The 21,428-nt window shown below is 39.3% G+C and carries 24 protein-coding genes and 1 tRNA gene; 11 read left to right on the top strand and 14 right to left on the bottom strand.

What is annotated here, in order from left to right:
• Nucleotides 1–19: 19 nt before the first annotated feature.
• Entirely contained in the window at nt 20–520 is a 501-nt protein-coding gene (locus ACRD67_RS12505; RefSeq protein WP_430967489.1) for a hypothetical protein, read from the bottom strand.
• 197 nt (nt 521–717) lie between these two features.
• On the opposite strand from ACRD67_RS12505, the gene ACRD67_RS12510 reads away from it, so the two are divergent.
• Nucleotides 718–915, top strand: coding sequence for a hypothetical protein (locus tag ACRD67_RS12510; protein WP_430967490.1), 198 nt, complete (start codon nt 718–720; stop codon nt 913–915).
• Between the two features lie 296 nt (nt 916–1,211).
• Here the strand turns inward: ACRD67_RS12510 and ACRD67_RS12515 are convergent, their stop codons facing one another.
• Nucleotides 1,212–1,568: a cupin domain-containing protein gene (locus ACRD67_RS12515; protein ID WP_430967491.1), complete on the bottom strand. Its 357-nt coding sequence runs from the start codon at nt 1,566–1,568 to the stop codon at nt 1,212–1,214.
• Between the two features lie 123 nt (nt 1,569–1,691).
• Here ACRD67_RS12515 and ACRD67_RS12520 point away from each other — a divergent pair, with 123 nt between their 5' ends.
• The 6 genes from ACRD67_RS12520 (at nt 1,692) to ACRD67_RS12545 (ending at nt 5,190) form a co-directional block, all read left to right on the top strand.
• Nucleotides 1,692–2,147 (top strand): GNAT family N-acetyltransferase, encoded by a 456-nt coding sequence (locus ACRD67_RS12520; RefSeq protein WP_430967492.1) that lies wholly within the window; start codon nt 1,692–1,694, stop codon nt 2,145–2,147.
• A 196-nt stretch (nt 2,148–2,343) separates the two neighbouring features.
• Nucleotides 2,344–2,538, top strand: coding sequence for a helix-turn-helix transcriptional regulator (locus tag ACRD67_RS12525; protein ID WP_430967493.1), 195 nt, complete (start codon nt 2,344–2,346; stop codon nt 2,536–2,538).
• Between the two features lie 5 nt (nt 2,539–2,543).
• Nucleotides 2,544–3,173, top strand: a complete 630-nt coding sequence (locus ACRD67_RS12530) for an aspartate/glutamate racemase family protein (protein WP_430967494.1) — start codon at nt 2,544–2,546, stop codon at nt 3,171–3,173.
• 111 nt (nt 3,174–3,284) lie between these two features.
• Nucleotides 3,285–4,187, top strand: coding sequence for an alpha/beta fold hydrolase (locus tag ACRD67_RS12535; RefSeq protein ID WP_430967495.1), 903 nt, complete (start codon nt 3,285–3,287; stop codon nt 4,185–4,187).
• Nucleotides 4,188–4,236: 49 nt separating this feature from the next.
• Nucleotides 4,237–4,647 carry a hypothetical protein gene (locus tag ACRD67_RS12540; protein WP_430967496.1) on the top strand — a complete coding sequence of 137 codons (411 nt, stop codon included), beginning with the start codon at nt 4,237–4,239 and terminating at the stop codon, nt 4,645–4,647.
• A 48-nt stretch (nt 4,648–4,695) separates the two neighbouring features.
• Nucleotides 4,696–5,190: a DinB family protein gene (locus ACRD67_RS12545; RefSeq protein WP_430967497.1), complete on the top strand. Its 495-nt coding sequence runs from the start codon at nt 4,696–4,698 to the stop codon at nt 5,188–5,190.
• 55 nt (nt 5,191–5,245) lie between these two features.
• Here the strand turns inward: ACRD67_RS12545 and ACRD67_RS12550 are convergent, their stop codons facing one another.
• The 6 genes from ACRD67_RS12550 to ACRD67_RS12575 all read right to left on the bottom strand — a co-directional run bounded on the left by ACRD67_RS12550 (nt 5,246) and on the right by ACRD67_RS12575 (nt 10,028).
• Nucleotides 5,246–5,941, bottom strand: coding sequence for an HAD family hydrolase (locus tag ACRD67_RS12550; protein WP_430967498.1), 696 nt, complete (start codon nt 5,939–5,941; stop codon nt 5,246–5,248).
• A gap of 33 nt (nt 5,942–5,974) precedes the next feature.
• The gene (locus ACRD67_RS12555; protein WP_430967499.1) at nt 5,975–6,895 is read right to left on the bottom strand and encodes a ketopantoate reductase family protein; all 921 of its coding nucleotides are present in this window, start codon (nt 6,893–6,895) and stop codon (nt 5,975–5,977) included.
• A 460-nt stretch (nt 6,896–7,355) separates the two neighbouring features.
• Nucleotides 7,356–7,949: a DinB family protein gene (locus ACRD67_RS12560; protein ID WP_430967500.1), complete on the bottom strand. Its 594-nt coding sequence runs from the start codon at nt 7,947–7,949 to the stop codon at nt 7,356–7,358.
• A gap of 10 nt (nt 7,950–7,959) precedes the next feature.
• Nucleotides 7,960–8,469, bottom strand: a complete 510-nt coding sequence (locus ACRD67_RS12565) for an SRPBCC family protein (protein ID WP_430967501.1) — start codon at nt 8,467–8,469, stop codon at nt 7,960–7,962.
• A 159-nt stretch (nt 8,470–8,628) separates the two neighbouring features.
• Nucleotides 8,629–9,087: a DinB family protein gene (locus ACRD67_RS12570; protein ID WP_430967502.1), complete on the bottom strand. Its 459-nt coding sequence runs from the start codon at nt 9,085–9,087 to the stop codon at nt 8,629–8,631.
• 62 nt (nt 9,088–9,149) lie between these two features.
• Nucleotides 9,150–10,028, bottom strand: coding sequence for an RNA polymerase sigma factor (locus ACRD67_RS12575; RefSeq protein WP_430967503.1), 879 nt, complete (start codon nt 10,026–10,028; stop codon nt 9,150–9,152).
• Nucleotides 10,029–10,158: 130 nt separating this feature from the next.
• Between ACRD67_RS12575 and ACRD67_RS12580 the strand changes: the two genes are divergently transcribed.
• Nucleotides 10,159–10,668 carry an SRPBCC family protein gene (locus ACRD67_RS12580; protein WP_430967504.1) on the top strand — a complete coding sequence of 170 codons (510 nt, stop codon included), beginning with the start codon at nt 10,159–10,161 and terminating at the stop codon, nt 10,666–10,668.
• 57 nt (nt 10,669–10,725) lie between these two features.
• On the opposite strand, the gene ACRD67_RS12585 is transcribed toward ACRD67_RS12580, so the two are convergent.
• From ACRD67_RS12585 to ACRD67_RS12600, 4 genes are all read right to left on the bottom strand, one after another.
• A complete protein-coding gene (locus ACRD67_RS12585; protein WP_430967505.1) occupies nt 10,726–11,568 on the bottom strand; it encodes a helix-turn-helix domain-containing protein in 843 nt (280 codons plus the stop codon).
• Between the two features lie 6 nt (nt 11,569–11,574).
• Nucleotides 11,575–12,615 (bottom strand): SRPBCC family protein, encoded by a 1,041-nt coding sequence (locus ACRD67_RS12590; protein WP_430967506.1) that lies wholly within the window; start codon nt 12,613–12,615, stop codon nt 11,575–11,577.
• 493 nt (nt 12,616–13,108) lie between these two features.
• A tRNA-Arg gene (locus tag ACRD67_RS12595) sits at nt 13,109–13,182 on the bottom strand.
• 91 nt (nt 13,183–13,273) lie between these two features.
• On the bottom strand, nt 13,274–13,426 hold the full coding sequence (locus ACRD67_RS12600; RefSeq protein ID WP_430967507.1) for an SsrA-binding protein: 153 nt from the start codon (nt 13,424–13,426) through the stop codon (nt 13,274–13,276).
• Nucleotides 13,427–13,614: 188 nt separating this feature from the next.
• Between ACRD67_RS12600 and ACRD67_RS12605 the strand changes: the two genes are divergently transcribed.
• The gene (locus tag ACRD67_RS12605) at nt 13,615–14,913 is read left to right on the top strand and encodes a hypothetical protein (RefSeq protein WP_430967508.1); all 1,299 of its coding nucleotides are present in this window, start codon (nt 13,615–13,617) and stop codon (nt 14,911–14,913) included.
• Between the two features lie 172 nt (nt 14,914–15,085).
• Here ACRD67_RS12605 and ACRD67_RS12610 read toward each other — a convergent pair whose 3' ends face one another.
• A complete protein-coding gene (locus ACRD67_RS12610; protein ID WP_430967509.1) occupies nt 15,086–16,420 on the bottom strand; it encodes an SPFH domain-containing protein in 1,335 nt (444 codons plus the stop codon).
• 468 nt (nt 16,421–16,888) lie between these two features.
• Between ACRD67_RS12610 and ACRD67_RS12615 the strand changes: the two genes are divergently transcribed.
• The gene (locus ACRD67_RS12615) at nt 16,889–17,827 is read left to right on the top strand and encodes a calcium/sodium antiporter (RefSeq protein WP_430967510.1); all 939 of its coding nucleotides are present in this window, start codon (nt 16,889–16,891) and stop codon (nt 17,825–17,827) included.
• Nucleotides 17,828–17,971: 144 nt separating this feature from the next.
• Here ACRD67_RS12615 and ACRD67_RS12620 read toward each other — a convergent pair whose 3' ends face one another.
• Nucleotides 17,972–18,997, bottom strand: coding sequence for a glutamine synthetase beta-grasp domain-containing protein (locus ACRD67_RS12620; RefSeq protein ID WP_430967511.1), 1,026 nt, complete (start codon nt 18,995–18,997; stop codon nt 17,972–17,974).
• Nucleotides 18,998–19,208: 211 nt separating this feature from the next.
• Here ACRD67_RS12620 and ACRD67_RS12625 point away from each other — a divergent pair, with 211 nt between their 5' ends.
• Complete coding sequence (locus ACRD67_RS12625) at nt 19,209–21,395, top strand: glutamine synthetase III family protein (protein ID WP_430967512.1); 2,187 nt, start codon at nt 19,209–19,211, stop codon at nt 21,393–21,395.
• The last annotated feature ends 33 nt before the right edge of the window (nt 21,396–21,428 follow it).

A 21,428-nucleotide genomic window follows, 5' to 3' on the forward strand; every position in this document is an offset into this window, starting at 1 on the left:
GATAATTTTTCAAACCGAATCAGAAAAGTAGTTTTTTAACTTTTTCAAGAAACAATTCAACGGCAACACCAAAGCCCAATTCGTCGGGTTCTATAAATAATCGGATTTTCCTATGAGGAGAAGAAGAATTTTCATAGTCAACATCAAAAATAAGAACTTCTGGGACTATTATTGATAATTTGGTAGTTTCGAAGAATCCGATTTCCCGAAATCTATCTTGTTGTATACTCCAAATACCACTATTGGAATATACTGTATCATTTCTAACAAGTCGGTACTCCATGTTGTTGAAGTCATTGAAACTAAAATTACCCAAATTCCCAACCTCATCAACTACTGCAAGTCCATTAAGTCCATTTTCAATAAACTCACCATAAAATGACTTGATTTGCACAACTTCCCATTGTCCGATAAGGAAATCAACATCATTTTGGAGGTCATCTGGTCGGCAGGAAGCAAAACAAAAAATCAGCAGAGCCATTATAGAGGGTAAGCTGCGATATAAAATTTTAAAGTTCATTCTTTTTCTTTTTATGGTGCACCAGTATTTGTATTCTGAATTGACAGAAAATCACATATTTTCATTTTTCTTGAGAATATCGATGTATTTATACTCCTCAGAAAAGTTAAAATTTTAAAGAGGTCAGATTTTTTTTGGTATTATTTATCCTTACCGGGAACTAATGGATATATAGATTAATCTTAAAAGTATAAAGTATGAAATCTAAAAAAAATGCTCACTTATTTTTGATACTAAGCTTGTTACTAATTACAGGATGTAATAATGAGGATGATTCAAATTCAACTAAGATAAACCCTGTTCCATTGGTCTTCAATGGGGATTTTGATTCAGATAAATCTAAACTAGACGATTTGTTAAATGATATTAAAACTATATCCAGCAGTGTAATTTGAACTACATCCGAGGATTGGCTTATTACTCCTATCGGGACAAAATCTTGTGGAGGTCCATCAGGATATTTGGCATATTCAAAGAAAATCGATATGTCACTTTTTGCAGAATATGTTGAGATTTATAGAATCAGTGAGGATATATTCAATAGGAAATGGGAAATTATATCCACTTGTGATATTGAACCAGAACCGATTGGAGTTAAGTGCGAAAATGGGACTGCTATATTAGTATTTTAAAGTGCAATAGTTATATGAAGAATATATTAATTAGGTTTTTTATTAATATACCTGGTCATCTAGGGTTTTGGTAATCTCGGATAAAACTGTACTAGAGTATCCTTTCGTTCGATTAGCATGATTTTACATTCATCTACAGAAGATACGCGATGGTTAATTCCTTTTTGAACTACAAATAAGTCACCGGTATTCATATAAAATGCCTTTGATGATTCTATTTCCATTAATAGCTTTCCTTCTAATAAATAGAACAGCTTGTCACTGTTTTCGTGATTGTGCCATGGAACTTTATCTCCTTTTATCTTAACCACTTTAATATACTCATTATTAAGAGAGGCAATAATCTTAGGTGAGAACCAATCTTCTAGCAAGTGTGATTCATATAGTGCGTTCTTATTGATATTTGACTTTTTCACAACCAATTAGTTAATGTTCATATCAAAAAATCACAGCATACATTTATTATATCTTTTCTAAAAACTAAAAAGTGTGATTTTATTTCCTCAAACTAAACTAATGAGATTGATAAGATTGGATATATGAATATTCGGAGTGCAACATTACAGGATAAAGAGAAGATTATTGAACTAGTGAAAACTGGGCTCAAAGAATTTGGGTTTGAGTACTCATCCACAACTTCAGAGTTAGACCTAGAGGACTTTGCCGAGGTTTACTTAAACATTGAAAACACTTTTTTAATTATGGAAACTTCTCAGGGTAAATTGGCAGCTACCGGTGCATTACTAAAAGAAAGAAATCATGATAGTTATAAAATCCAGAAAATGTATGTTTCCAAAATGTATAGAGGACTAGGGTACGGTAAATTAATGCTGGAGCAATTTATACAATTAGCAAAAAGTAATAAGGCTCAAATTATTTTATTAGAAACTTCCAATCATATGAAAACTGCTATTGGTTTATACAAAAGTTACGGTTTTAAAGAAACCTGTGTGATTCCTAAATCTCCTCGTTACAATATTACAATGACAAAATAAATATGATTTTTTGTGATTTTATACAAAAACTACATACTAATAGGGCAAGAAAAATATTTTAAATCTAAAAAATTATGAATCAGAATAAGACAATTACGACATCGAAAACAGTAAATAGAATCTTACTTTTTATTTTGAGCGCTATAGGATTTGCACTATGGTTTTGGTTATTCACCTAAAGGATTTTTAAAGTTTGATGATTAATCGAATAAAAGAGTATCGAAAGATTAATAATTTTTCACAACAAAAATTAGCTTCAATACTTAATATTTCAAGACAAACACTTTCTAATATAAAGAATCAAAAGCAGGTTCCCTCTTTGATAATAGGACTTAAATTATCAAGAGTATTTAGTGTAGATGTTAATGGGCTTTTTCAACTAAAACCTTAGGAATAATGAGAGTTTTAGGACCAATTGGTGGTATTAGTTGGGTGTCAACAAGAGATTATTATATACAAATAAATAAAGGAATAAATGCACAATTAGGCAATCTAAACTACGCTGAATGCATGATTTATTCTTTTAATTATCAGAAAATTAAAGATAATAATGATGCAAATGATTGGAATTCCACTTTGAAGATGGTCGTTATTGCTTCAAAAAAACTGGAAAAAAGCGGTGCCAAGGGTATAGTCCTTTGTGCAAATACAATCCATTTTATTGCTGACCAAATTGGAAAAGAAATTAATATTCCTATAATTCATATTGCTACATCTACAGCTCTAGAAATCAAAAGAAATGGATTGAGAAAGATTGGTCTTTTAGGAACAAAGTTTACGATGGAATATGATTTTTTCAAATCTAAACTAGATGAGCAAGGAATAGAAGTGTTGATTCCGAAAAGTATTTCAAATAAGGAATTTATTCATGATACTATCTTTAGCGAACTGGGAAAAGGCATAATCAGAACAAAAACTAAAGAGAAGTATTTATCAATTATTAAAGAATTAATAAATGATGGAGCTGAAGGAATTATAGCAGGATGTACAGAGATACCGCTGTTAATTAAAGAATCTGATATTTGATTGCCTTTTTTTGATACAACCAAAATTCATGCCGAAGCCGCCGTAAAATTTGCTCTATCTGATGAAAAAACTACCTCATAGTTTTTGTAGAATAATATAAAAAAGGTTTATATGAAAATGAAGCAATTAGTTGATGAGAAATTTAATTCATTGATAAAACTAATAGTTTTTAGCTTTATTATCGGTATTTCCGCTAACTCTTGTATCAATCAGAGTTCGAAAAATAAGAATAATCAAATGAATGTAATGGACAGCACAGAAACCAAGGAAAATATACTTTTTATTCATGGATTTCCAATGAGTTCTTCTATATGGAAATCTCAAGTAAGCGCTTTAAATAAGGATTATAATTGCTATGCAATTGATTTACCCGGATATGGTAAAAACTTGAGTCAATACGAGTTCAATCACTCTATAAACTCATATTCCGATTATGTTTATCAATATATTAATGATAATAACCTTGCTCCTGTACATATAGTAGGAATGTCCATGGGAGGGTCTATAACGTTAAATATGTCTCGTCGTTATAATAACATTCTGAAAAGTATGACCGTAATACATACTAGTGCTATAATAGATACTGATGAAGATAAGAGGAAAAGAGATATTACGATTGCTGGTATTGAAAAAGGTGGATTATTGGAGTTTATTGATGACTTTGCCGACCGTTTATTAAGCCCAAAATCAAAGGATGAGATAAGACAGAAATATATTTGTCAAATGCGTGAAGCCTCTCAGGAAGTTGTTATTGCTGGTTACAAAGCCATTCGAAATAGAGAAGATGAATCATCTAACCTTTCAAATTTAAAAATCCCTGTTTTAGTGGTTGCTGGGAATGATGACATAGGTTCTACGCCTGAAGAAATGAAAGAAATTGCAGAGGCTATACCAAATTCAACTTTCAAAATTATATCAGACTGTGGACATGTTGCTCCTTTAGAACAGCCACAAAGATTAAATGAAATTCTTTCTGAATGGTACAATAATATAATAAATGTGGAGAAACCTTAGTGTAGGTATAAACTACCCCAAGATAGTTTAACTCAAAATAAAATATACTATGCAAAAATTAACGGTAACCTTTAGTGTAATACTTTATGCTATTGCAGTTCCGTATCTGGAAATAAATAATACACATGTATTTAATCCAGATTGGACACCTCATGTTAGAATTCACGAAGTTTGGCAACTAATTACTAATTCTGTTATTGGAGTATTGTGCCTCTGGTTGGTTTGGAAGAAGAGAGATAAATGGATATCTACACTCCTTAGCATGTTTATTACTGGAGGTTTTTTAGTAGCTTATATGTTGAAAGAAACATATGGAGGCTCCATGAAGTATCTAGACGGAAGTGAAAAAACTTTAGCTGGAATTAACATTGGAGTTCTGGGCTTTGGAGTTGCTTTTTTACTTTTAAGTATTACGTTATTTATTAGTGCAAAAAAGAGAAATAAAATGAAACAACATTAAGAAGAGAACAGAGTATGTTACAAGTTACACTAATGATGAATTGAAATTATGATGTATACACCAGCAGATGGTTTCCCTTATTATTTTGACTTGGTTAATGGTGATAGCTTACAAACACTTTTTACTACAATATCAACTTTCGATTTTTTAAAATCAATTCCTGAGGATAGAGTCATATACCGCTATGAACCCAATAAATGGAGTATAAAACAAATAATAGGACATATAACCGACCATGAAAGAATAAAAATGTTCAGAGCATTTCAGTTAAGTAGAAATGAGAAAACACAATTATGGGGTTATGACCAAGATTTTCTTATTAACCAAAGTCGTTTTGATGATTTGGAAATGCAACTTTTACTAGTCGATTTTCTAAATGTTCGGAAAGCATCTATAAGTTTTATTGAAACCTTATCGGAAATTCAATTAAAAAATACAGGCTGGGCTAAAGATTATGAAATTACGCTTGAAGACTTTCTCAAATCAATTATTGGACATGAGTTACATCACTTAAATATTATCAAAGAAAAATACTTATTATAGTAGAGATTAAAAAAAGTAAATGAAAGAAAAGAAATAGAGTCTCAAGAAATAAAAATTATAATATTTTAAGCAAATCACTGGGGGTTTCAATTTCAAAATCAGGTCTATATGTCCACGCTCTTGTGTCAGCACTGCTGTATTTTGCAGTAACAGCAATTACTTTACTATTATTATCTAATTTCATTTCAATATTTCTTGCAAATTCAATATCACCTTCATGGTCTCCTATATAAATAATAGTTTTGTTAGCGGTATTTTCGAATATTTGCTGTAAACATTTTATTCCGCCAAAAGGAATTGGTTTTTGATAATTATTTGGGATATCATTATAACCAATAATTGAGTTGAACTTATCAAGTAAGCCATTTTCCTTTAAAACACATTTAATGTTATCCGATGCATTTTGAGAGCAAATACCCTGGGGTACATGAATTTTACTTATAGTATGTTTAATATCAGAAAATAACTTTACAGGGATTGTGTTTTTAAGCTGATATTCTGTCCATAAAGCCCCAGCTTCAATCATTTCAACCTCGGACATTCCGTAATAATTTATATATAAATCTTGCCAATTTTTAGATTGATGATTGGCAATATGGTACGAATCTTCACTTTTTAAGGCATCTGGTAAGTTTTCTCCTGTTAGCCTAGGTGTTACTACTGAAAGAATCTCCTTGGTAATATCAATATTCTTTGGAACTGAATTCACTAATGTTCCGTCAAAATCCCATAGCACTGCATCAACATTCATAAATCATTAGTTATAATTTTTTTTAAAATAAGACTATTGATTTATTTTAATATTGGTTAACTTGTAAAAAGGATAATCAACATTCTCTTTTACACATTCCTCAATTATATAATCTACCAAGTAATATTTTTCGTTGAGGTTATCTTTTTCATAATCTAGTTGCAATGAAGACTTGGCTTCATAGGGAAATTTGGAAAGTAACCCTATAGAAGTTTGTATATCCATTTCAGACAAATCTATTCCTTTTATTGAGGCCAGTTTTCTCAGTTCGTACATCATATTCTCTAGGGACAACATTAGTTCTACATCAATAAGAAGTTCTCCAAATGTTACATTGTAGGCCGTAGTAATAGCTGCCACCGGCGCAACAAAAAGATACTTTTTCCACAAAACTGTTTCCATATCTTTTACAAATGATATATCAATTTCTGCATCCTTAAAAACCTTAATTAAAACTTCATGTGTTTTTAGCAAATTGCCTCCTATAAAGATTTTACCTGGTCCTCCTAAATGTTCAACATAACCTGGTTTTTTTATGTTAGATGCTACATAAATGCATCCATCCAAAATGTTGAACTCATTATTACCAAAGTTTTCAATTATAACTTCTTTGGCGTTGACCATATTTTGCAAAGTTATGATGGTGCTATGCGTATCTAAACAACTTCTATAGCTGTTTATGGCATCTATTAGTGAAAAGGATTTCGTGGTTACCAATAAAACATCTAAAATTCCTATTTCTATTGGATTATCGGAAACTAAATGAGGACGAACATTTTCAATCTTATCTCGGGATTTGATTGTGAGTCCATTTTTTACAATTTCTTCTTTTGTGTCTCCTCTGCAGATAAAAATGATTTCGATATCATTTTCATTTTCAGGATAGTAGTGTTTTGCCAACGGTGCACCAACAAAACCACCAATTCCACCAATTCCAAGTATTCCAATTCTCATTTTAATCATATTAAGTTTTGAATAAAGACAAGCTTCACTTTTTGATAGTAGTGAAGCTTGTTAGATGCAGAAAGGGCAAAATAAAGTATTTGTAAATTCATTATATTCTGCGCAAAATTCTAAAGTCTTACTATATAATTAGTATTAATTGGATTTCATTTATCACAAAAATTTATTGATTTTTTTTACTCCAATTGGTTACAGCCAACTTTTCCATTTCCGCCTCATTGCTTAACCACGGCACGATAGTATTAAATGGTTTCCCTTCCCAAAAATCATTATAAAACAAGTATAGTTTACCATTGCGAAAGCGCAATAACCATTAAATTATACTCAAACTAGCTCATAACTTTAATTTTTCCTGTATGTCAAAATGATTTTTTGACTTTTTTTATCTGAGAGTTAGCATTAGATTTATAATTAGTCTGTTTTCATTTTCTTTTATGTCTAGAATTAATTGTTATTGATAACTAAATGGTGTTTTACCCAAGAACTTTCTGTAAAGACCAATCTGACCTAATTCATATCCCAAATGATGCATTTGAAAGCCGTACAGCCCACGCACGGTCTGTTCAGGAAATGGCAGTGGGAAGGGCGCTGCCGAATCCAATTGTTCTTCAGTTAGGTTGCCCAGGGCTTCGGCGATTTTGGGGATCAAGACATCAAAATCTTCCCTCATTTTCGAAAGGGACGGATGGTCTGCTTTGGGGTCAAAAGCCTTTCCGAAGGCAAACTGCTCGGCATACGGATTTTCAGTAGCCTGCCCCAATAGCATGGCCAAGTTATATTGAATGTCTACCATATGGCCAGCAATCCATGCCAGGCTATTGGCATTGTTGATGCGTCTGTCGGCCTCGGTATCTGAGATATCGTTTAGGTTTTTTGAGAATAGTCCGGCCTGTAATTCGTACTGTGCTTTCAGCACCTGTATGTCAGTGGGTTTATAAACCTCTTTGATAACTTCCTTTTCCACTTTCTCAGCTTTTTGTTGGCAAGAGGCGATGGTTAGGGCCAGAATCAGAACGACCAATACTTTCATTGTTATTTTTTTCATTGCTAATAGTTTAGGGATTATGCGGCTTTTTTACTTTTTTCTTAAAGTATTTTTGGTCAGATTTTATTTTGGCTTCTGATTGTTTTCCTGTCTCGATATAGTATTTCAGGTCTTCCATTGTTTGATAGAGGTCCTTGCGCATCTTAGGCTTTATCATCCAACCCATAAGTAAGCCAGGGACCGTTGCAAGTGTCACATCCAAGTCCATGGTAACTTCCGAGGTGTTGATACTTAAAGATTTTACTTTCCAATTGGCAGTGGCGGCCTTCATAATAAAGGGAGTATCATCCAAATGATATTGCAGCTCCATCCGCTCCTCATCGGCCCGGTCAATGATTTCACTAACGTCACCAAAAACGGTTGAACAGGTTCTGCCTATGTATGCGCTATTCTGAACTTCACGTTCTTTGGATTCATTTACCGTGCTCGCCCAATCACAAGAACTGCCATAGTTGGTGTAGAGCACTTCCCAAACTTTGGAAGCTGGGGCATTTATCTGTAAGGATTTTTTAAATTTCATATGAAGCTACATTTGTGTTTTTTGCCTATTTATTATCAGGAAAACAAAGGGTTTGGATTGACTTTATTTGACTTTTAGATTCAAAAGGAAGGTTAATGTGACAACTTTGCATAAAAAAACCTGAACAAGTGTTCAGGTCTTTCCATCAAGGGGTGAAAATTACCAACCGACATAATTAGGAGATTTAATGTTTTTCATACGTAAACAAACAATTGCCTGTGCTCGGTGATGGGTACAGTGGTCGAAAACGATATTTAAAATTTTTCTCCTGGTCATTCGACCTGCCCAAAAAGAAGTGGTCTCCTCAAAGTAAGATTGTTCTTTATTTTCAATAGCGTTCTGTAAAGCCCCGTATTGAGCTTTCAAATAAGAAATAACCTCTTCTTTGTTGTTAGAATTGGGTTGTTTTACAGTTTGGAACGACAGTCCCGAGTTGCCGATATAGGCCATCCCCTCTCCAATATGAACAAGTTGCTCACCAAAGGAGCGGACATCCTCTATGGGTTTATAATTGTAATGTGCTTCTGGCATCTTATTGGCTACATCAAGCGTATATTCCAGGCTGTTCTTCAGCTTTTTGAGGTACTCGTTTTTAAAATTGCTTTTTTGTGCTGTCATAGGAAACCAAGATGTTATCAATAGGGTGCTGGCTATGGTAAAGATTTTTGGAAGTGACATCATCAGTTCAGTTTCATCAGGTCTTTGATATGCTTGTCGTTCAAGATATCCTCCAAAAAGGTTTTCTTGTCAAAGTCCGCCTTATAAGGTAATTGACCATAGAGTTCCGCATATTTTTCGTCCACAATGTCCAGCATCTCATCGGCATCCTTCTTAATGTAATTTCTAAAGTTTGAATATTCCTTTCGATTAAACAGAAGGTTTTTGCTGTCGATAACCTCATTGTCCATAGCGAAGGTCACTTTTTTATGGCAACGACAAGGGTTTGCTTTGTTGACCAACCCGCACTTTTCGTTCATAAAATTGAAGAGGTCCCGCCGTGCACGGGAGAGTTTCTGCCGGAAGTTGTCCTTGGAAATATCCAAAATCCCGGAGCCAATGGTATGGTCTGCATTGAACATTTCGCCTACTATATATACCAGTCGCTGCTCGCGGGTAAGGCATAAAAGCATTCCGCTCATACAGCTGTAATTCATCTCTCTGATAAATTGCTTTTTTTCTTCCTGCTCCAATGGGGTAAGGGGTTGGTCTGGTGTCATATCGAGCCCTTGGGCCATTTTATCAAAGCTTTCAAAGACCGATTCATTGGGTCTCCTTTTGGACATTAGGAAATGGTTGGCCACGATACGATAGGCCCAGGTCCTGAAGGCGCTCCTACTTTCAAATTTTGATAGGTTGGTAATGATCTTTATGGTGGCTTCCTGGGTAAGATCTTGTGCATCCGCAGGATTGCGCACCATTTTCCAGGCAATATTGTAGATGTAAGGTTGATGCTTTAATATCAAATCTTCCAATGCCTGCTTGTCACCAGTCCTGGCCAGCGAAACCAATTGCTCATCGGTCTTGTCGCTTTTATATTCTTTTAAAAACGGATTGTCCATCGTACACTTTATTATTTAGATGCGCTTTCGCGAAAGCTGTGACAACTTTTTTAAATAAAAAAATAGCAAAACCTGTCACACAATTTTTATGGTGCATCCAAAGGAAGTATAATCACTAATTAATAATATAATGAAAACTGTGAAAATGATAGCCTTGGCAGCATTCGTTGCCTTTGGTTTTACACAAATGAACGCTCAAAATGCTGATGCCAAAATCACTAAAACCAAAATAGTGGAAGCATCTGCCGACAAAGTCTGGAACGAGTTGCGAAAACTTGACAATATTGATGAAATTTCAAGTTTTGTTGGTAAAGTCGAATTCACTGGGCCTAAAGGTGCGGGAGGAAGCCGTGTTTGTACCGCCCCGGATGGAAAGGGCAAATTCAAGGAAAATATCCTAGCTTTTGATGATGCCACCAGAAGCTATACCTATGCGGTAGTGGAAGGTGTGCCTGCGGCTGGAATGGTCAGTAATTTTAAAGTCGTTGATTTAGGGTACAACAAATCGATGATCGTTTGGACATCTACTTATGAGAAGTTTATGCAAAACCCACAGATGACGGAGGAGCAGTTCAATGGTTTCCTCAATCAGGCTTCTGGTGAGATGATGAATAATGTGGCAATAATGGCTTCTAAATAGCCCCGAACTCATTATTCTGATTAAAAAGGGTCAAAAATTTTCCGTTTTTGACCCTTTTTACACAGTTGATTCTCTGAACAAAGTGGGAGATAAATTATAATGCCTTTTGAACAATTTTGAGAAATAACCAGGGTCATTGAAGCCGCAATCATAGGCAATCTCAGAGACAGAAGCCTTGGAATTTCGTAGCAGTCTGTTGGCCCTTTCCAACCTTTTAGCAACAATATAGCGGGAGAAAGTCGTATTGAATTCTATTTTGAACTTTCTTTTGAAGGTCGATGGACTCATGTTGGCGATGGCCGCCATTTCATCCAGTGACACGTCCTCAAAAACATTGGCATCGACAATTTCATGTAAGGTATAACTTTCCCTGTCAAATAAAGATGAAAGCAGCTCTAGGATGGGGTTGGGATTTCGGCTGTTGACGAGCAGCAAGGTCAACTCTTTAATCTTCAGTGCTACCAGTTCTTCGGTGGCCAACTCCCGATTGTCGAAATAGAAGAAAAGGCCATCCAAATATTTCTTTAATAGCACATCCAAATCCACTAGTGCATTCGACTTTTTTGACGATGCGAATGTGTCTAGTTTTCCAATGGCCTCTGATTCCAATATGGACTGCATCACCTCAGGGTGCAATCGCAAAAGGACCACTTCCGCTACTTTATCTTCGGTAGTACCATGCCATTTGTTGACATAGGTGCCGCATTTCATCAAGACACCCTGTCCTTCACTTACCTCGGTTTTACCATCTGCGCGATAAAGACTGCCTTTGGTGTTTATGGGAAAGATAAAGCAGGCCGAATTACCCAAATCGGATGCAGCCACCAATGGCGGTGAAAAGGTGAAATGGCTGATGACGGCCCTTCCACCCAATTCTAAATGTCGCTGTGTCAAAATCAAGAGGTCTTATTTATATAGATGCCTTATTTTCTTCCATTTCTGCTCCGTTACTTTCTCACCGGTCTTGGCGTGGTAATCTATACCATGGGCATAACGTTGAAATGCCTTGCGCATGGGTGCTTTGGCCAAACTTTTAAAAAATCGCGGCCTGGTAAGATAGTTAAAACGAATTTTTAGTAAGGTTTTATTGTTTGAAATTTTGGTTGCGTCCATATTGACCCAGCTGTAGTCGATGTTCAGGTTGCCGAAGCCTTTCTTATCCACTATTTCAATGGTGATGTGATGGTTTTCAGGGTCGTATTTTGCTATTTTATCTACGAAGTATTTTTTTTCACGATTATTGGTCATGTACATGATGCGCATAGCGCCCACTTTGGGTTCGTTATGTCCTGATGACCATTCGGAATAGGGACAGTTGGGATTGCTGTCTGCAACGTCTGCAAAACCCTCCCCTATGATTTCCCAAACGCGTTCTACTGGGGTATCGATTTTTTGTTCGACCTCCACAACGGCGATTTTTTTCCTCATTTTGGTATCTTTTGACACCTTCTTCCCCATAATTTCCACCTTTCGGGGATGGGGTTCACCCGTCTCTACGAAATGTTTTAGTTCTTCGGCCTTGTTCTGAAGTACTTTGGTCAATTGTTTACGCATCATCCATTTCATGGTGAGTCCCATAAAACCTCCAACACGCATATCGTTGTAGGATGTCCAGATGGTCTTGTCGCCCTTAGGCGTAAGCTTGTCTTTGTTGATAGAGTATCTGACGAAGCCTGGTAGCCCTTCATAGAGTTCGTACTCGAAATAGTAATTCTCAGGCTCCCATTTGATGACACGTTCTCTTGTGTCATTGAATCCGGCAGCACTGATGGAACAAAATCGTTTGGCATCGCCTCCCTCGCCGCTGAACTCGACCACATGGTTTACTCCCGAGGCCCATTTGCCGATGCCTCCGTAGTCCACAGCAAGTGCATTCCAAACGGTTTCTATGGGTGCATCAATTTCGATTTCATAAGATGCCTGAAGGTTGGGTTCTTTTCTCTCCATATCTTGAGCTTTGACACCTTGAATGCCTAAGAACATTACAAGGATCATTAACATGATTTTCGTTTTCATAGTTCTAGATTTTATGAAAACAAAGTTGAAAGAAACACTAGATAAAGGTTGGGAATAATAGGTCAATCAATAGGATTTATAGACCAGAGTATTGTGATACTTGAAGAACGCCATAATAAAGTTTAAAATCTGTTGACCGATTTGTTGACATATTATATCAAATCAATTCAAATTATATGATTGTCCAAAAACAACGAAACCTTGCAAATCATAGATTTTGCAAGGTTTTTTATTCGTTTGGAGTTTCCTCCCTGTGACCTCGACAGGATTACCTTCGGTTTTCCCTTGAATTCCCCTTTGCAAATAGAAAGCCTTATGGCTTCGCCATACCTTTTATTTTATTACAAGATTGGAAAGCATTAGCTTTCCATCTTTCCATAAAACAAAAAACCCATTACTTGCGTAATGGACGTTCTGCTTGTAGTGACCTCGACAGGATTCAAACCTGTAACCTTCTGAGCCGTAATCAGATGCGCTATTCAGTTGCGCCACGAGGCCTTATGCTTTACCGATAACGGGCTGCAAATATATTTCTTTTTAAACTTTCCACAAAATAAGGAAGGCCAAAATAAAGGCAGCCTGCCCTATATTATTCCAGGGCATTGGTGGTCACATAATAGCGCCAGCCAATGATGGCCAATTGCAGTTTAGAGGCCTTGGAGAGGTCAAGCTGTCTTTTTGAATACGAGGGCAAAAGGAGTTTGTTTACCCTCGACAAAAACATAAAAAAGGACTTTCTCATCGTACTCGGTTTAGGTTAGCCGTTTTTCAAAGATAAGTATTGTGTCCGACTTCATACATTGCCGTTTCTTCAAACACTTACCTAACTGAATTTCACCAATGGCTCGTTAAGAAGGGCACTACACTAAAAATCGGTTTGATAGGTTTCCGGTGCATGCTAGCTTAGACAGGAATTTAAATTTTTTTGACATGAAAACAAAATGGACAATTTTACTCTTGCCCACCCTGATAATCGGTGGTTTTTTTGCCTCCAATTTTAGGACGACGGACCAGAAACCCGTGCGAACATTAGAACCCGAAGCAGGATGCGTATTTATGACGGTTATGGGGGAGCAATCCTCTCAAGGCTTTAACCAGTATAAGACTAATGGAAACTTGGCGCTGGCCATCGGTGATGGGCTCTCTTGGCTTTCCAAGGCACAATTGCCCAATGGGGGATATGGTGCTGGGAGCCATAGTGCACAACATATTAGAGATCCACACGCGGTAAAGGCGGATCCCGCCACCACGGCTATTGTTGGGATGGCCTTGTTAAGAAGTGGAAATACCCTAAAAAAGGGCAAGCACGCCCCGAACCTCAAAAAAGCGTTGGGCTTTTTGTTGGAGACCGTGGAAAATGTAGCAGATGATAGCCCTTATATTACAGAGGTCAGGAACACCCAGATCCAAACCAAGTTGGGCGAGAATATAGACGCCGTGCTTACCGCCCAGTTCCTTACCAATGTCCTGGAACGAGAGTTGGCGGGGATGGACAGAAAAAGGGTAGTTCGCTGCCTGGATATCTGCATTGCGCGAATAGAGGGGGGAACAGATGCCGAAGGCAGGCAAAAAGGAGCCGGATGGGCCGGAGTGTTGCAAAGCGGTATGGCCAATAGTGCATTGGAATCGGCCATGGCCGTGGGTGCTGCCGTGGATTCGGTGGTGATGGAACGGTCCCGTAACTATCAAAAGGGCAACTACGACGAAAAGACCGGTACGGTAAAAACAGATGACGGCGCAGGAATAATGCTTTATGCGGTAAGTGGAAGTGTTAGGGCAAGTGCCAAAGAAGCCCGCAAGGCGGAAGCAGCTATTAACAAAGCGAAAGCTGAGGGTAAATTGGATAAGGATGCGAAAATTAATGCGGCCAATCTGGAACGCTCAGGGTATACCAAGGCCGAGGCGTTGGAGCATGCAACGGCGTACGAAGTATATCAGTCCGCAAAACGAACCGCCCAGAGGGATGATGTAATGTCTGGTTTTGGCAATAATGGGGGAGAGGAGTTTCTAAGTTTTTTACAGACGGGAGAATCCATGGTCGTAAACCAAGATAAGGAGTGGGAGCAATGGTATGATGATATGAGCGGGAGGATTTTAAAAATTCAAAATGAGGACGGCAGTTGGAACGGCCATCACTGTATTACCAGTCCGGTTTTCTGTACGGCCACAAGCCTGCTTTTGCTCACGGTGGAGAACGATATCGCCTTTCTGCAAAAAATTGGGGAATAGATTAAGTTACCTCAAATAGATAAAAGTAGCCTGTATGAAAAGTGTTTGAATGTCTGTTCGAGCGCAGTCGAGAACTTTTTAAACTATTAATTTATTGAGCATCTCGACTGCGCTCGAAGTGACAGTTTCAATTTTTAAGCACTTTTCATACAGGCTTTTCCAAACAAAGGCATTACTTGTTATCGTTTTCCATCATTTTCCTGGCTAGATCTGCCCCAATCAAGGATTGCAACAAATTGGCGTCGCCGCTCTTGGCATCACCCCCCTCGATAAAGATTTCTGGTAGGTTAAGCTCTTTGAGTTCACGGGCTACCCCAACGGCCATTTTATAATCCCATTCGGCACGCTCCTGAGGTGTAAGTCCGGCATTGACCAATTTGGCGTTCTGATAGGCTTCGGCATCGGCTGCCACCTTTTTGCTCTGGGCCTTGAACTTTTCTACTTCAAACTGCTTTTTTTCCTTCACCAAGTTGAACTCGGCTACCTTGGCCTCTGTCTCGGCGGCGATGGTCTTTTGGATCTGCTCCTTTTCCAGGCGGGCGCGTTCGGCAGCTTTCTCGGCTTCACCACGGGCCTTCTCCTTTTGTGCCCGATAGAATTCCCGTTCGGCCTGCTGCTTCTCGAGTTGGGTCTGGGCCACTTCCTCTTTTTGCAATTGCAGACGATTGTCAAAGGTCTCTTCCCAATCTATTTCGGTAACTACGGCCTGCACCACGGTAAGGCCATAACTTTTAAGGGAATTGCCCTCTTCCCGGACCGCGGTCCCCTGTTGCATTTTGATCCGATAACGTTTCTGCTTGCGCTGTTTGTTTACTACGGTGCGCACGGTAGCGCTGTCGCCGATGATTTCTTTGCGTTCATTGGTCAAGTACTCTTCCAGCACATACATGCCGTTTTCCAGCTGATCCTTAAAATACCGGTCAAAGTCAGACGCCTGTCCAGAGATATAGTCCTGGGCGTCCATAAGCTTACAGGTGTTTTTAATGGATTGGTCAATGTTTGGAATGATACGGGAGCGAATCAGGTTCTGCTCGGTTTTGTTACGATCGGCCACGGATAGAAACTGTGCATCGTCTTCCGTGTTGATACTGATAACCACGGAAGTGGCTATGCGTGCCTTCACCGCGTCGCTAAATGCCCAATACTTGGCTACATCCACATTGGCATATTCACTTTGTTCCCCTAGTTCACCCTTGGCGTTGGGGATGACATATTTTATGGGTAGTTCAAACTGCAAGGGAATAAGGCGCCCCCACATCTTGGTATGGATCCCTTGCCTAAAAACAGCCTTTTGCCCTCCCCAAGGATATTGCACCGCATAGGCGGTACCGGGCTCCGCATAAAAGAACGTGCCGGTGAGCACACTCATAACGATGCCTACAAGGATGATTTGGAAACTTCTGCGCTGCGTAAACCAGTCAAACAGTCTGTGGTTCTTAAAAAGGGGTTTCGCCAATAAGGTAAAGATCCCGACAAGTACGATAAGTATTCCTAAAATTGTTAGCATATGGATTTGGTTTAAAGGTTAGACATGATTATGGTCAATATAAAGTACAATACAAACTTTGCTAGAGTGATCATTTCACTTAGGTTTTAGAGGTTAATAAGTAGTTGATGATAATCGATTACTTTTTTAAGATATAGCGGAAGATTGCTTATTTCCAAACGGTTTGATGAAATTTAATGCAATTGCATGCAGTGTTGTAAGTGAAAAAATGAATTCGATTATAAGATTTCAAATGCTCTCTTGGAAGAAGTTTCTAATCGAAATCTTAATTGTTAAATAACATTACAATTTGTAATAATTCAAGAGGGTTTTTGAGTGGTTTTTCAAATTCCAAGGGGCATTTTATTCCAAAAACGGCGTTTTTGGGCATTTTCATTTTTTTTCGAAACGATTTTGGCAGGAAAAGACAAGGGGTAAAAACCTATATCAAATCAAAAATCTTAGTCTATATTTGCCAAAATTTGTCCTATGCAGGATCTTCTTTTTGTTTTACTGGGGTTGGCCTTGCTCATCATGGGCGGGAATTGGCTGCTAAAAGCGGCAGTGGCCTTATCCTTGAGGCTTAATATCCCCAAGATCGTTATCGGGATGACGGTAGTTTCCTTTGCCACCTCGGCCCCGGAACTTATTGTAAGTATTAAGGCCGCCCTGGACGGTTTTCCAGATCTGGCGCTGGGCAATGTGGTGGGTTCCAATATTGCCAATCTTGGATTGGTACTTGGGATTACCGTTATCCTGGGGCATATGGATGTTAGAAAAAGCTTCTATACCACAGATTGGCCCGTGATGGCTGTGGCTTCCCTCTTGTTTTTCGGATTTATTTTCTTTGATGGGCAGTTGCAGCGCTATGAAGGCATGGTCATGGTGGTCCTTCTCTTTTTGTTCTTGGTATACCTTCTGCGTTTTCAAAAGACCGCAGTGGTGGACGAACTGCCCGAGGATGACGTACCCTTGCCCTTGTATAAGACGGTTTTGTATTTGGGCATTGGAGGGGCGGCCCTATGGGGAGGTTCCGAACTACTGATCGAAGGTGCGGTGGGCTTGGCCACGTACTATGGCGTAAGCGAACGTGTTATTGCCATTACGGTAGTTTCCATTGGGACCAGCATTCCGGAATTGGCGGCCTCGGTTATTGCAGTCATAAAAAAGGAAAAGGCAATTTCCTTGGGGAACCTTATTGGCTCCAACATTTTCAATCTGCTGGCGGTATTGGGAATTACCTCGATCATTACACCGATCAGTGTGGTAGACGACGGACTGTTGTATTACGATGTCTTCTGGATGCTGGGAATTTCCTTTTTGATCCTACCTTTGGTCTTTCTTCCACGCGGCCTGCGATTGGGCTGGCGGGACGGCTTGGTCCTCCTCGCAGTCTATGTGGTGTTCGTGTACTTTACCATTCAATAAAAAATGGCTATTCTGTCAGACGAAATAGACCACGCAATCGGGCAACGGTGTACGTTGGCTAATCGGAAAGGGTAGGGAATAGGGTATAAAAAAACCGACCCCCGGAATTCCAAGGGTCGGTAGATATATAATCAACAATTAATACTAATTTGCTAGAGCTTCTATATTTGCGGATTTTACCGTTTTAATAATCCTACCGGCTATTTTGTACGGATCTCCGTTTGAAGCGGGCCTACGATCTTCCAACCATCCTTTCCATCCTTTTTCTACCGTAATAATAGGAATCCGAATAGATGCGCCCCTATCCGAAACCCCGTAACTAAAGTCCTTAATGGAAGCGGTTTCGTGCAAGCCAGTAAGTCTTTCATTATTAAAGGCACCATATACGTCGATGTGGTCAATGGCTACAGGTCTAAAGGCCTCACATATTTTTTCGTAGATTTCCTTGGAACCACAGGTTCGTAAGGTAGTATTGGAGAAGTTGGCGTGCATCCCGGAACCGTTCCAATCGCCTTTTACCGGCTTAGGATGTAATTCAATATAGTATCCGTACTTCTCGGTAAGCCTATTTAACAAATATCTGGCAACCCAAATTTCGTCCCCGGCTTTTTTCGCCCCTTTGGCAAAACATTGAAATTCCCACTGCCCCGGTGCAACCTCCTGGTTGATACCTTCAATATTGATTCCTGCTGCTATACACAGATCCATATGCTCTTCAACAAAATCCCTTCCCCATGTATATCTACCTCCTACGGAACAGTAGTATTTGCCCTGTGGTCCGGGAAACCCACCTCTAGGGAATCCTAGGGGTAAATCTGTTTCGGTATCCATTAGGAAGTATTCCTGTTCAAAGCCAAACCAGAAGTCATTATCATCATCGTCTATGGTAGCTCTGTAGTTGGAGGGGTGAGGATTGCTATCCGAGTCTAAAACTTCACACATGACCAAAAAACCATTGGCTCTTTCCGGATCTGGAAAAATGGCAACAGGTTTTAAAAGACAATCCGAAGATCCACCCTCTGCCTGTTCCGTAGAGCTCCCGTCAAAAGACCATATCGGGCAATCTTCCAATTTGCCACCAAAATCTTCTTCAATTTTCGTTTTACTTCTCAACTCCTGAGTTGGTTGATGCCCATCTAACCAGATATACTCTAATTTAGTTTTACTCATAATATTGGTAATTTATTATAAATTTTACGACAGACAAAAATATGTTTTTTCAGGAATTAACCTAACTTTTGATGGGTAATTAATTAAGAAAAAGGAATTATTTTTCAACACCCCCAATTTTTTTAGGGTATTTTGTCAAAAATTTATTTTTTTGATCATATATTATTAAATCGATAATTCTTAGTTTTGCCGGAACAAACGAAAATTTGACATGTCTAGAACCAGATTTGACGCTATCGCGGAAAGCCATAAGAGAAATCGTATAAACATTGAGGAAAAAGGAAGACGTTCGGAACTTTTTGGACAAAACGTGTTCAACGAAGAACGGATGCTGCAGTACCTTACCAAGGAAGCACATAGCAGCGTTAAAGCGGCCATTTTTTCCGGCTCCAAGATCGATCGAAAAATTGCGGACCAGGTGGCCGAGGCCATGAAGACATGGGCCATTTCTATGGGAGCTACGCATTATACACATTGGTTTCAGCCCCTTACCGGAGCAACGGCCGAAAAACACGATGCTTTTTTTGACCTATTGCCCAACGGCAAGGGGATGGAAAAGTTTGGTGGTGGCCAATTGGTACAACAAGAACCCGATGCCTCCAGTTTTCCCAGTGGCGGCATCCGGAACACTTTTGAAGCCAGGGGTTATACCGCCTGGGACCCGACCTCCCCTGCATTTATCTACGGGACAACCCTCTGTATTCCCACGATTTTTGTATCCTATACGGGAGAGGCCCTGGACAATAAGGCACCACTGCTTAGGGCACTGCACGCGGTTGATGAAGCCGCAACGGCCGTTGCCAAATATTTTGACAAAAACGTTACAAAAGTAAATGCCACCTTGGGCTGGGAACAGGAATATTTCTTGGTAGACAAGGCCCTGGCCCATTCCCGCCCCGATATCATTATGACCGGCCGTACCCTTATAGGCCATTCGGCCGCTAAGGGGCAACAGCTGGATGATCACTATTTTGGGGTCATACCAAACCGGGTGATACGATTTATGAGCGATTTGGAACAGGAATGCACAAAATTGGGCATACCGGTAAAGACCCGACATAATGAAGTGGCTCCCAACCAGTTTGAATTGGCACCCGTTTTTGAAGAGGCCAACTTGGCGGTAGACCATAACCTATTGCTGATGGATGTCATGGAAAAAGTGGCCGACAAGCACAGTTTTAAGGTGCTTTTTCATGAAAAGCCCTTTGCGGGCATTAACGGTTCCGGGAAGCACAACAATTGGTCGTTGGCTACGGATACCGGGGTCAATCTGCTAAGTCCGGGTTCTACCCCAATGAAGAATCTACAATTTCTCACCTTTTTCGTAAACACGATCAAGGCGGTGGATACGTATGAGGAATTGTTGAGGTCCTCCATTGCCTCGGCCAGCAATGACCACAGGTTAGGAGCCAATGAAGCACCGCCCGCTATTTTGTCCATTTTTATCGGCGCCCAACTAAGTGATGTCTTGGATGAACTGGAGGGGGTGTCCCAAGGAAAATTATCGCCCCAGGAAAAGACGGAATTGAAACTGAACGTAGTGGGCAAGATTCCGGAGATCCTTTTGGACAATACCGATCGGAACCGCACCTCGCCCTTCGCCTTTACCGGCAACAAGTTCGAAATGCGGGGCGTGGGGTCTAAAACGAATTGTGCCAAACCCATGACCATCCTAAATGCGATCATGGCCAAACAATTGATTGCCTTCAAAAAGGAGGTGGATATCCTTATGGACAAGAAAAACCTGAAAAAGGACGAAGCGGTCTTTAACGTACTTAGAGAGTACATAAAAACCTCCAAGCGGATTCGTTTTGATGGGGACGGGTATAGCACTGAGTGGGAAAAGGAAGCTAAAAGAAGAAAGTTGAGCAATAATAAAAATACACCTGAAGCCCTGCAGGTACTTACCTCTAAAGCGAGCTTGGAACTCTTTAAATCCATGGATGTCATGAGCGAGGTGGAAGTTAAGGCTAGACAAGAGGTAGAGTTGGAAGCCTATATCTTTCATATACAGATAGAAGGACGTGTGTTCAACGAAATCGTCAACAACCACATCCTACCATCTTCAATTGCCTATCAGAACAAGCTGATTGACAACGTGACCGGACTTAAGGAGATTTTTGGAGCGGCCCACAAGAAGCTGTCCGACGGGCAGCTAACCATTATAGAACAAATAGCCGAACATATTGCTGAAGTAAAGAAAAAGGTGGATGCTATGACCGATGCCAGAAAAAGTGCCAATACCATTACGAATATCGATAAAAAGGCAAGGGCCTATTGCGATAATGTAAGGCCCTACTTTGACGAGATTCGATACCATTGCGATAAATTGGAGCAGTTGGTGGACAATCAAATATGGCCCCTCACCAAATACCGGGAACTCCTGTTCATAAAGTGAGGGGTTAACGCCCAGGCCAGGTACCAAAACCGT

Origin of the sequence: Eudoraea algarum (genome assembly GCF_050589645.1) — a bacterium.
Taxonomy (GTDB): Bacteria; Bacteroidota; Bacteroidia; order Flavobacteriales; family Flavobacteriaceae; genus JBNGOQ01.

What these genes read in the sequence shown, in the direction of transcription:
- ACRD67_RS12510 (WP_430967490.1), top strand. Translation starts at nt 718, where the DNA reads ATGAAATCTAAAAAAAATGCTCACTTATTTTTGATACTAAGCTTGTTA.
- ACRD67_RS12530 (WP_430967494.1), top strand. Translation starts at nt 2,544, where the DNA reads ATGAGAGTTTTAGGACCAATTGGTGGTATTAGTTGGGTGTCAACAAGA.
- ACRD67_RS12575 (WP_430967503.1), bottom strand. Translation starts at nt 10,028, where the DNA reads ATGGACAATCCGTTTTTAAAAGAATATAAAAGCGACAAGACCGATGAG.
- ACRD67_RS12580 (WP_430967504.1), top strand. Translation starts at nt 10,159, where the DNA reads ATGAAAACTGTGAAAATGATAGCCTTGGCAGCATTCGTTGCCTTTGGT.
- ACRD67_RS12615 (WP_430967510.1), top strand. Translation starts at nt 16,889, where the DNA reads ATGCAGGATCTTCTTTTTGTTTTACTGGGGTTGGCCTTGCTCATCATG.
- ACRD67_RS12570 (WP_430967502.1), bottom strand. Translation starts at nt 9,087, where the DNA reads ATGACAGCACAAAAAAGCAATTTTAAAAACGAGTACCTCAAAAAGCTG.
- ACRD67_RS12560 (WP_430967500.1), bottom strand. Translation starts at nt 7,949, where the DNA reads ATGAAAAAAATAACAATGAAAGTATTGGTCGTTCTGATTCTGGCCCTA.
- ACRD67_RS12555 (WP_430967499.1), bottom strand. Translation starts at nt 6,895, where the DNA reads ATGAGAATTGGAATACTTGGAATTGGTGGAATTGGTGGTTTTGTTGGT.
- ACRD67_RS12525 (WP_430967493.1), top strand. Translation starts at nt 2,344, where the DNA reads ATGATTAATCGAATAAAAGAGTATCGAAAGATTAATAATTTTTCACAA.
- ACRD67_RS12590 (WP_430967506.1), bottom strand. Translation starts at nt 12,615, where the DNA reads ATGGAGAGAAAAGAACCCAACCTTCAGGCATCTTATGAAATCGAAATT.
- ACRD67_RS12600 (WP_430967507.1), bottom strand. Translation starts at nt 13,426, where the DNA reads ATGAGAAAGTCCTTTTTTATGTTTTTGTCGAGGGTAAACAAACTCCTT.
- ACRD67_RS12520 (WP_430967492.1), top strand. Translation starts at nt 1,692, where the DNA reads ATGAATATTCGGAGTGCAACATTACAGGATAAAGAGAAGATTATTGAA.
- ACRD67_RS12565 (WP_430967501.1), bottom strand. Translation starts at nt 8,469, where the DNA reads ATGAAATTTAAAAAATCCTTACAGATAAATGCCCCAGCTTCCAAAGTT.
- ACRD67_RS12610 (WP_430967509.1), bottom strand. Translation starts at nt 16,420, where the DNA reads ATGCTAACAATTTTAGGAATACTTATCGTACTTGTCGGGATCTTTACC.
- ACRD67_RS12505 (WP_430967489.1), bottom strand. Translation starts at nt 520, where the DNA reads ATGAACTTTAAAATTTTATATCGCAGCTTACCCTCTATAATGGCTCTG.
- ACRD67_RS12535 (WP_430967495.1), top strand. Translation starts at nt 3,285, where the DNA reads ATGAAAATGAAGCAATTAGTTGATGAGAAATTTAATTCATTGATAAAA.
- ACRD67_RS12550 (WP_430967498.1), bottom strand. Translation starts at nt 5,941, where the DNA reads ATGAATGTTGATGCAGTGCTATGGGATTTTGACGGAACATTAGTGAAT.
- ACRD67_RS12625 (WP_430967512.1), top strand. Translation starts at nt 19,209, where the DNA reads ATGTCTAGAACCAGATTTGACGCTATCGCGGAAAGCCATAAGAGAAAT.
- ACRD67_RS12540 (WP_430967496.1), top strand. Translation starts at nt 4,237, where the DNA reads ATGCAAAAATTAACGGTAACCTTTAGTGTAATACTTTATGCTATTGCA.
- ACRD67_RS12605 (WP_430967508.1), top strand. Translation starts at nt 13,615, where the DNA reads ATGAAAACAAAATGGACAATTTTACTCTTGCCCACCCTGATAATCGGT.
- ACRD67_RS12545 (WP_430967497.1), top strand. Translation starts at nt 4,696, where the DNA reads ATGATGTATACACCAGCAGATGGTTTCCCTTATTATTTTGACTTGGTT.
- ACRD67_RS12620 (WP_430967511.1), bottom strand. Translation starts at nt 18,997, where the DNA reads ATGAGTAAAACTAAATTAGAGTATATCTGGTTAGATGGGCATCAACCA.